This is a genomic window from Mesorhizobium sp. WSM4849, from assembly GCF_055811385.1.
Map to the genome: position 1 here is coordinate 1 of NZ_JBVVPW010000071.1, position 9,072 is coordinate 9,072.

Below are 9,072 nucleotides of genomic sequence, written 5' to 3' on the forward strand. Positions count from 1 at the left end.
AGGTCGCCATCATCAAGGCCTGCCGCTACGACCCGCAGGTAAACCGCACCTATGCCGGCATGGCCGAGCATTATGGCGTCGGCGTTCTTCCGGCACGGCCAAGAAAGGTGCTGATTGTCGAGCGCTGGATTCTGGCGCGGCTGCGCCATCGTGTCTTTTACAGCCTGGCCGAGGTCAACGCGGCGATCGGCGAGTTGCTTGCCGATCTGAACGATCGCCGCGTGCTACGCCGTGTCGGCTGCAAGCGGCGACAACTGTTCGACGAGATCGACCGGCCCGCACTCAAGCCGCTGCCGGCTGAGCGTTACGTCTTTGCTGAATGGCGCATTCGGCGCGCCGGCCTCGACTACCATGTCGAGATCGACCGGCACTATTACTCGGTGCCATACCGCTTTGCGCGGGAGCAGGTCGAGGCGCGCATCACGGCAACCACCATAGAGCTGTTCCGCAAGGGCGAGAGGATCGCCGCCCATCTGCGCTCCAGCGGCAATGGACGGCACACGACGGTGTCGGATCACATGCCTTCATCGCACCGCCGCTTTGCCGACTGGACGATCGAGAGGATCACCCGGGAAGCTTCCGCGATCGGCCCCGATGCGGCCTTGCTGTGCCAGAAGATACTAGCGGATCGGCCGCATCCCGAACAAGGCTTCCGCGCCTGTCTTGGCGTCATCCGGCTCGTCAAGGGCTTCGGCCGCGAGCGCGTCAACGCCGCCTGCAGCCGGGCGCTGGAGATCAACGCCCGGACTTATGGCTCAGTCCGCTCAATCCTCGACAATCACCTCGACCGGGCATCGTCGCGCCAGGCGACGGCTCGCGAGCCCATCCATCACCCCAATATCCGCGGTTCCCGCTATTATCACTGAAGGAGAATGACATGCTTGCGCATCCCACCCTCGACCGGCTCAACGCCATGGGCCTGACCGGAATGGCCAAGGCGTTCAATGAACTGGCCGCCAATGCCGAGACCGAACAGCTATCGCATGGCGAATGGCTGGCGCTGTTGCTCGACCGGGAATGGAGCTGGCGCTACGATCGCAAGCTCGGCGCCCGCCTGCGCTTTGCCAAGCTGCGCCATCAGGCCGCCCCTGAGGATGTGGACTATCGTGGCGATCGCGGCCTCGATCGAGCCTTGTTCCTCAAGCTCATCGCGGGCGACTGGATCGATGCCCACGACAATCTGGCCATCTGCGGCCCATCAGGGGTCGGCAAGAGTTGGTTGGCCTGCGCGCTCGGGCATAAGGCCTGCCGGGACGACCGGTCCGTTCTCTATCAGCGTGCCCCACGCCTGTTCGCCAACCTGGCGCTCGCCAGAGGCGATGGTCGCTACGCACGCCTGCAACGCACGCTCGCCCGCGTCCAATTGTTGATCCTTGATGATTGGGGCCTTGAACCACTCGACGATCAGGCCCGGCACGATCTCCTCGAAATCCTCGAGGATCGCTACGGCCGCCGCTCCACCATCATCACCAGCCAACTGCCCGTGTCAGCATGGCATGACGTCATCGGAACTCCGACTTATGCCGACGCCATCCTGGATCGCCTCGTTCACAACGCTCATCGCATCGATCTGACGGGCGAAAGCCTGCGGCGAAAGCAGCCGCAAAAAGCTTGACACCTGACGCATACGAAATGACAACAATCAACGCCAGCAGAGCCCTAGCCCAAGCGGGCACAATCACATCGGAACAAAGGGGCGGCTTCGTCGGAATCGGCATTCACAACGCTCACCGCCTTCAACTCACCGGAGAAAGCATGCGAAAACACAGCGCTCGCGCTCACGCTCTTGACGCAGCCACAAACACGTGAATCAATGAACAAGTCGGTCGAAGCGGCCGCTCATGATCGCGTGAAATACCTGCTCACGATAAAATGAAATGAGCGCTCACCATCGCGTGAAATGGCTGCTCACAATCAGCGAAATGCGCATGCGAGGAGCACCTCTCGTTTTGATGCGCATGTATTCGGCCCGTTTGTCTCGTACGATGTCGCGGATCTTCTCATAGGTTGGCCCGTCGATGTAGGGCGGATACCGGCCCTTCCCGACGATGCGCCATTCATCGATTGGCTGCGGCACCTTTCCCGGCGAACCGCCTTCACCCGTGGCGGCACGAAGGCGGGTTCGTCCATAGATGAAGGCACCGGCATAAGCGGGATTCTTCAGGATTGCCGCTACCGCCGAGACCGTCGCTCGCGCCCAGTGCAGTTCGCCGTGCCAGTCGCGGCGCGGCAGAGCCAGGCCACGATCGTTCAGCACACGCATGACCTTGGCGACGGTGCGGAACTTCAGGAATGTCTCGAATACAAGCTCAAGCCGCTCCTGAACGGCGAGATCTGGATCTTTAACAACCACCCCGCTTGGATCGCGCACCAAGCCGACGGGCAGCGTGAGTGCAAGCTCGCCGCGCTCGGCCTTGGCAAGCAGACCGGCCGTCAGACGGCTGCGGATCGTATGCAGCTCAAGCTCCGAGCTCGTTCCCTTCAAGCCGAGAAGCAGGCGACCATTGGCGCTGCCGGGATCGTAGACGCCATCTCGATCGGCAATGAGGCAGCCACGCAGGCCGCAGATATCCAGGAGCGGGATACCAATCGGAACAATTGCGCGCGAGCCGGGTCACGTCGATGGATAGAATCAACCCAACCGCGCTGAGGCCGACCCGACCGACGAGTTCCTTGAAGCCATTCCGTTTTGCAGCGGAGGCTCCGCTCAAGCCGAGATCGGCATCGATGACGTCGATATCGGCGTCATGCCAGCCGAGTTCGCGGGCGCGCACGCGAAGCGCGTACTGCAGCCGCAGGCTCTTTTAATTGCTTACCATCTGGTGTGGCGTCGACTGTCGGACGTAAACACCGCTCTGCGCGCCAGATGGGTTGGCTTGACAGGCCCGGCCGCTTGCTCGTGTGGCTTCCTGGCTTAGCGAGAGGCGGCTGACCGACAATGTCGAAATGCCGGTCCGGCCAGGAGCCGTCACGCGCGCAGCGGCTTGAGAGGGATCACGCTCTGCCATCGCTTCGCGCCCGCGGTGCGTGGGCTGAACCAGGCAATGCGGCACACCTCGCCCCGATATGACGTTCGAAGGCAACCGCAAGGCCGAGCGCGGGGGCGGCGCGTTGATTGGAGAGAGAGGCGGCGCCCGGGAAAGCCAAGCCGACGACCCATGACGCATCCTCCTCCACGCACGTCCTGTTCCGCGATGATCTTGCCGCGCGCGAGCTTCTATTTTCGCGGCCGGCAGAAATTCTGGTCGCGCGGACGCCGGACGAATTTCCCGCCACACTGGAAGCAGCCGAGCGGACGCGAGAAGCGGTCAAATGGCTTGCCGGGTACTTTTCCTTTGAATCCGGCTATCTCCTCGCGCCGCTCGTCTGTCTGGGTGTCTTTGGCGCTCCTCTCGTTCGAGGCTCGACGGCCCCATCGTCAGGCCAGGCGAGTCAGCCGGTTTTCGGGTCGCGCCCCACCTGGTCGTTCGCCGCTTACAAGCGGCGCTTCGACTGCTCCACGAGCACATCAGGAAGGGCGACTGCTATTAGGGGAACCTCACCTTCCCGGTCCTTGCGCGCTGGGCCGGCGACCCGCACGCCGCCGTCGATGCCCTCACCGTCCGCCAGCCCGTCGCCGGATCTATGATGACGATCCCCTCTGCAGAAAAGTCCCCTTTGAAAAGCGTGACGGTCTGCGCCGTCTTCACCATCCTTCAGCCTTTGCCATGGGGGAAGGATGTCGTCAACGTCAATCCTGTGCTGCAAACGTCAGAGCGATACGACAGAACGCAGAATCTGGATAACGGCGTCCTGCCGAGCGACGAGCATCGAGGATGCCGAGTTCTCAATCATCCGTGCGTTCGATCCCTACGAGATCGGGTCGGCTCTTTCAGCCGGCCCACCATCCGGGGATGCCGCTTGCGAGCCGCAGCGGCAAGGCGTCAAGCGCTGGCGGCGGTTTGATGTGTCAGCGGCTGCATCGTGGCATCGAACTATCCGCTCGTGCTGGCAGCCTGGAAGACCGCGCCGGCGCTCGCCGCCGGCAACTCGGTGGTGCTGAAGACTGCAGAGCAATCGCCGCTCTCCGCCAAGCTTCTGGCCAAACTGTCAATGGAGCGGTGTCTGGCGGGAGTGTTCAACCTCGTGCATGGCCTCGGCGAGGAGGCAGGCAAGCCCTCGCGCTACACATAGACGTCGACAAGAAATCGCCTTCCGGGCTCGACCGAGGTCGGCAAGCTGATGATGGTGATGATCTATGCTGGCCAATCCAACATGAAGCGCTTCACTACCGAATGCAGCGGTAAAGATCATCACCGCCGACGTGCCGGATCTCGATACCACCGTGGAGCACCCGGTGAACGGCATCTGTTCACCCAAGGTGAGGTGTGCAATGCCGGATCTCGCCTGAGATCCATGACGAGTTTGTCTCAAAGTTCCAGGACAAGGCAAAGAAAGTCTCAAGTCCGGCGCTCCGCTCGATGCGTCGACCACGATGAGGGCGATCTTCGGCCGATCGACCGCGTCCTCACTCATAAGAAGCTGGAAGACGCGATCGCTATGGCCAAAGATTCGAGTACTGATTGGCGGCCTCGATCTGGACGTCGGACGTCTCGACTGCTGACAAGGTGGCACATAATATCGAGGTCGGCATTGTCTGGGTCAATTGTTTCGACCACAGCGACATGATCATGATCTGGGTGGTACGAACAGTCCGGCCATGGGTCGCGACAAGTGCCTGGAGACGCTGACCTCCGTCGCCCAGACCAAGTCGGTGTCGATGCACCTGGGTTAAGATCGCGCTACAGTTCGAAAGGCGGGAGAAAATGCTCGATTCGAGTGCATAAAGCCGGCCACCTCGTGACCCTTTGGAGGCTTTAGCACTTACCGCCGCGAGCGTCTTTCGGCGTTGAACCAAAACGGCGCTTGAAGGCGGTGCAGAAGTTAGAGCTATGAGCGTAGCCGACTTCGTAGGCGACCTGCTTGAGGGGGATGCTGCACCCCTCTAGAAGCATCATCGCCCGCTCCATCCTGCGCTTGGTAATGTACTGGAGGTAGCTAACGCCCATTTCCTGGCGGATGTCTTCCGACAGGTCCTCAGTGGAAACGCCGAGCGATGTTGCAAGTTCCGACAGGGAGGCCGGGCTCTTCAGGTTGGCATCTACCACGGTCTTAACGTATTCGACGCGAGTCGCAGCTAGCTCGGGACGGGAAAGAAACTCGCCGTCCGACAAGAGCGTGCTGAGGCTGAGGCAGAGGAGTTCTTGTGATTTGGTCGAAATGTAATTTCTGGAGAGCAATGGATGAATGCCAGGATGAAGCAATTGCTCGGCCGCCGATATGAGCGCATATGGGAGCGGGCGAGAATACCAAAACGCCTCACCCTTTTCGGCGTTGCCCATAAAGTTCGGAAAGCAAATCGGATAGAAGCCGAACAGTGATGTCAACCTCTCTGGCCAAATTCCGACGGTCAGTGACAGCTCGTTCGCCCCGCGGTTCCAGACACTTCGCTTGACACGTCCCTGCGGCTGATAAAATACAGCGAGCGTCGGCCTGCTTAACTCATGCTGGTGCGCGCTGCCAAGCTCGATCCTCCGCGATCCAGACAGGTGGAGCAGAAACACTATGCGCCCAAGGCCCAGTTCTTCATCGAAGAACTCGTCCTTTGCATGCAGCTTCCGAATAGTGAGGCAGGGGTTTTGACAATCAAAATACCCATCGACCAAGCCTAAGGCGTTCTCCGGGGGAGGCAGAAGACGGTAGGCGCCAACGGTTTCGCTCCGGTCATCCTGCTGGATGCGAAATCGGCTCCCCTGATTTAGGCGGCGGACAAATTCATCGGTGCCAGTCAACGCAGTCCTCACGACGTCGAACCAGCTAGGCGAAAGGCTGGTGCGGGACGTCTACAAGAAACACAACCTAAACCCAATACGTCTAATTATTGCGACCGTCAACAAGGCTCTAACAGTTGCCACGGTATTGAAGTCGGGTTAACGGCGGTTTCGGGATTGTGGCGGTTCTGATTCTGTTGGCGGCGTTGATTCGGAGAATGTCGCCATGCTTGAGAGAACTGGGAAGCCGCGTCTGCGGCTGTTGCTGGACCATTTCGCGCTGATCGAGGACAATCGGGAGGTGAGGCGGGTAGCGCATCCGTTGCCGGAGGTGCTGCTGCTTGTGGTTTGTGGGACGATCGCGGCCGGCGACGATTTCGAGGATATCGCCGATTGGGGCGAGGATAATCTCGCTTTTTGCGCCGCTTCCTACCTTATCATCACGGCGTTCCCGGTTCGCGTTGGCTGCGTATGCTGATGAACCGGATCGATCCGGCGCTGTTTGCCGACTGCTTCCAGTCCTGGGCGGCTGCCATGCGTCCCGATGCCCCCGGTCTCGTGGCCATCGACCGGCAAGACTTCGCGCGGCAGTCACGATCGTCGCAAAGGACGGGCCGCGCTGCACCTGGTCTCGGCCTTCGCCACGCGCGAGCGCCTCGTCCTTGGCCAAGAGGCGGTCGCCGAGGGAAGTTGCGAGCAGGAGACGATCCCGCTGCTGCTTGAACGACTTGCGGCATCGAAGGGCTTGGACGGTGCGCTGGTCACCATTGACGCCATTGCCTGCAATCCGAAGATCGCCGCGGCGATCGTGGATGCCGGCGCGGACTATCTGCTCGCCGTGAAGGCCAATCAGCCGGGCCTCATGGGCGAGATCGAGCGCTTCTTCGACGATCCCGTGACCAGCGGCGTCCACCGCGTCGAGGACGCGGACAAGGGCGATGGCCGCATCGAGGAGCGCCGCGTCGCAGTCTCCACCCAGGTTGACTGGCTGGCTGGCTGGCGAACGGCGCTTTCCCGGCAGCATCGCTTGCCCGGCATCGCGGCGATCGTCATGGTCGAGGCCCGAACCCATGAAAAGGGGGTGACAAGCCGCCACCGACGTTTCTACGTCGCCTCGCGCGCACTGACCGCAAGCGAGGCCGCCAACGCAATCCGAAGCCACTGGGCCATCGAGAATTCGCTGCACTGGGTGCTCGACGTCACCTTCAACGAAGACAAATGCCGAAGCAGAACCGGGCACGGACCCGCAAACATGGCCGTGGTCCGCCACTTCGCCTTCAACCTCCTGCGCTCAATCCACGACAAGCGAAGCATCAAGCTGCGCCGCAAACGCGCCGTTCCGATCGTCGACATCGAATTAGCGAAGCGTTTGAGGGGATGGCACAGCAGGCCGTCATGTGGCTCTGCGTTGGGACTTACCGGCGCCTCTCGCTGCGGTGGCAAGATTGCTCACGTTCTGCGGCGGAGGCGGGTTTCGTGACCCACCATTCCAGTTCGGTTTCGTAGGAGAGATACCCAGGCCGTTTGCACCGGACCATAATTTTTTGCCTCCTCGAAATAACTCTCGCTGCTGGCGCGGTGATCCGCGTTCAGGTTACGTCGTCAGCAAAACCACGGAGCAATTCATGGCCGCTGGACGAAAAGTCATCATAACGTGCGCCGTGACTGGCGCCGCGCACACGCCTACAATGTCGCGATATCTGCCGATTACTCCGGAGCAGATTGCGGAGCAGGCGATCGGGGCGGCGGAGGCGGGGGCCGCCATCGTCCATTTCCACGCGCGTAATCCGCAGGATGGGCGTCCCACACCCGATCCAGAGGTATACGCGCCGGCCATTGATCGCGTCCGCCGAGAATCTGACGTGATCGTCAACATTACGACCAGTGGCGGCCCGACGGCAACCCTCGAAGACAGGATTGCGGCCACACTGCGATTCAAGCCGGAGCTCGCCTCCCTGAATATGGGATCTCTTTCGCCGTACGGGAGACAGAGGATTCTTGGCAAATTCGAGCACTGGCAGCACGCGTGGGAGCCGGAGCTGTTTATGGCCGCGCCGTCTCGGGTCTATCCCAATACCGAAGAGATCATCACACGGACAATCCAAGAAGTCGGCGCAGGCGGCACACGCTTCGAATGCGAATGCTACGACGTAGGGCATTTGTACAATGTAGCCTACTTCGTGGACATCGGCCTGCTGACCCCGCCCTTGATCATCCAAACGATCTTCGGGTTCAGTGGCGGAATCGGTCTCGAGGCCGACAATTTGACTCACATGCGCAACGTCGCCGACCGGCTTTTCGGCTCAGATTATCACTGGTCAGTTCTTGCGCCCGGAAAACACCAGTTCCGCCTATGCACAATGGGCGCGACCATGGGCTCGAACGTGCGGGTAGGGATGGAAGACAACCTGTATCTCGATAAAGGGAGGCTCGCCCGGTCCAATGCAGAGCAGGTTGCGCGGATACGGGACATCCTGACGCTTCTCTCCTTGGACATCGCCACACCGGACGAAGCCCGGGAGATGCTCGGGCTGAAAAGGCAAGCGAACACCGATGGCTCAGAAGCTTCAGGTACAGAGGGTAAGATTGGCCACAGCTTGTAACTCTGGCAGGTGCCGCAGCTGGCCTTGCTAGGCATTCAGGGCACCGAGCGCCCGTGTGACGGAACCCCATGACCGAAAAAGCGAAACTCAATCCTATCCGGACTGCTCCAGGGCCGTGGAGGGACGAGGACATCAGGCGCATGCCGACGCAAGGGTTTCAGAAGGTCCTTGGGATTGAGCTCGACGAGGTGTCCCAAGAACGGATTGCGGCGCATATCGACATCGACCACCGACACGCAAATTCTGGCGGCGCAGTGCACGGCGGCATAGTCATGTCCCTAGCGGACAGCCTCGGCGCGATGGGGGCGCTACAAAATCTCGGACCCACGCAAAGAACGGCGACACTTGAGTCCAAGACGAATTTCGTGCGTGCCTGCGCGGGGGCGAGAATCACCGCCGAATGCCGACCGCTCCACGTGGGCCATCAGACATCTGTGTGGCACACCGTGGTGCGGGACGAAGGCGGGAGGATCTGTGCACATGTGTGGCAGACGCAGATCCACCTCGATGCCAAGGCTTAACACGCCAATCGGGAGCAGTGCAAAGTGCTTCTGATGGACCAGTCCTTGGCGCGCTCGACAAAAACTCCGCGAACAGTTGCGGATCGTGGTCAAGACGCTTCAGCAGCGTCTTGGCGTCAATGTCATCTATGCCGGGGA

The 9,072-nt window shown here is 60.9% G+C and carries 10 protein-coding genes; 8 read left to right on the top strand and 2 right to left on the bottom strand.

Features of this window, described 5'->3' with window-relative positions:
- A partial coding sequence (locus AC0L3L_RS35785; RefSeq protein WP_473642034.1) for a Mu transposase domain-containing protein occupies positions 1-866 on the top strand: 866 nt, incomplete at its 5' end.
- Between the two features lie 11 nt (positions 867-877).
- Complete coding sequence (gene istB, locus AC0L3L_RS35790) at positions 878-1,615, top strand: IS21-like element helper ATPase IstB (RefSeq protein WP_473642035.1); 738 nt, start codon at positions 878-880, stop codon at positions 1,613-1,615.
- Between the two features lie 270 nt (positions 1,616-1,885).
- Here istB and AC0L3L_RS35795 read toward each other — a convergent pair whose 3' ends face one another.
- The gene (locus tag AC0L3L_RS35795; RefSeq protein ID WP_473642037.1) at positions 1,886-2,485 is read right to left on the bottom strand and encodes a recombinase family protein; all 600 of its coding nucleotides are present in this window, start codon (positions 2,483-2,485) and stop codon (positions 1,886-1,888) included.
- Between the two features lie 1,478 nt (positions 2,486-3,963).
- Between AC0L3L_RS35795 and AC0L3L_RS35800 the strand changes: the two genes are divergently transcribed.
- Both AC0L3L_RS35800 and AC0L3L_RS35805 read left to right on the top strand, forming a co-directional pair.
- Positions 3,964-4,173: an aldehyde dehydrogenase family protein gene (locus AC0L3L_RS35800; protein WP_473642039.1), complete on the top strand. Its 210-nt coding sequence runs from the start codon at positions 3,964-3,966 to the stop codon at positions 4,171-4,173.
- A gap of 434 nt (positions 4,174-4,607) precedes the next feature.
- A complete protein-coding gene (locus tag AC0L3L_RS35805; protein ID WP_473642051.1) occupies positions 4,608-4,730 on the top strand; it encodes a hypothetical protein in 123 nt (40 codons plus the stop codon).
- Positions 4,731-4,856: 126 nt separating this feature from the next.
- On the opposite strand, the gene AC0L3L_RS35810 is transcribed toward AC0L3L_RS35805, so the two are convergent.
- Positions 4,857-5,831, bottom strand: coding sequence for a helix-turn-helix transcriptional regulator (locus AC0L3L_RS35810; RefSeq protein WP_473642041.1), 975 nt, complete (start codon positions 5,829-5,831; stop codon positions 4,857-4,859).
- A 205-nt stretch (positions 5,832-6,036) separates the two neighbouring features.
- On the opposite strand from AC0L3L_RS35810, the gene AC0L3L_RS35815 reads away from it, so the two are divergent.
- The 4 genes from AC0L3L_RS35815 (at position 6,037) to AC0L3L_RS35830 (ending at position 8,934) form a co-directional block, all read left to right on the top strand.
- Complete coding sequence (locus tag AC0L3L_RS35815) at positions 6,037-6,288, top strand: transposase family protein (protein ID WP_473642043.1); 252 nt, start codon at positions 6,037-6,039, stop codon at positions 6,286-6,288.
- A gap of 66 nt (positions 6,289-6,354) precedes the next feature.
- Positions 6,355-7,290: an ISAs1 family transposase gene (locus tag AC0L3L_RS35820; protein ID WP_473642045.1), complete on the top strand. Its 936-nt coding sequence runs from the start codon at positions 6,355-6,357 to the stop codon at positions 7,288-7,290.
- 145 nt (positions 7,291-7,435) lie between these two features.
- Positions 7,436-8,413 (top strand): 3,5-dioxohexanoate:acetyl-CoA acetone transferase, encoded by a 978-nt coding sequence (gene kce / locus AC0L3L_RS35825; RefSeq protein WP_473642047.1) that lies wholly within the window; start codon positions 7,436-7,438, stop codon positions 8,411-8,413.
- A 68-nt stretch (positions 8,414-8,481) separates the two neighbouring features.
- A complete protein-coding gene (locus tag AC0L3L_RS35830) occupies positions 8,482-8,934 on the top strand; it encodes a PaaI family thioesterase (protein WP_473642049.1) in 453 nt (150 codons plus the stop codon).
- Positions 8,935-9,072: the final 138 nt, after the last annotated feature.

Coding starts and splice junctions, on each gene's coding strand:
- AC0L3L_RS35830 (WP_473642049.1), top strand. CDS start 8,482: ATGACCGAAAAAGCGAAACTCAATCCTATCCGGACTGCTCCAGGGCCG.
- AC0L3L_RS35820 (WP_473642045.1), top strand. CDS start 6,355: ATGCCCCCGGTCTCGTGGCCATCGACCGGCAAGACTTCGCGCGGCAGT.
- istB (WP_473642035.1), top strand. CDS start 878: ATGCTTGCGCATCCCACCCTCGACCGGCTCAACGCCATGGGCCTGACC.
- kce (WP_473642047.1), top strand. CDS start 7,436: ATGGCCGCTGGACGAAAAGTCATCATAACGTGCGCCGTGACTGGCGCC.
- AC0L3L_RS35815 (WP_473642043.1), top strand. CDS start 6,037: ATGCTTGAGAGAACTGGGAAGCCGCGTCTGCGGCTGTTGCTGGACCAT.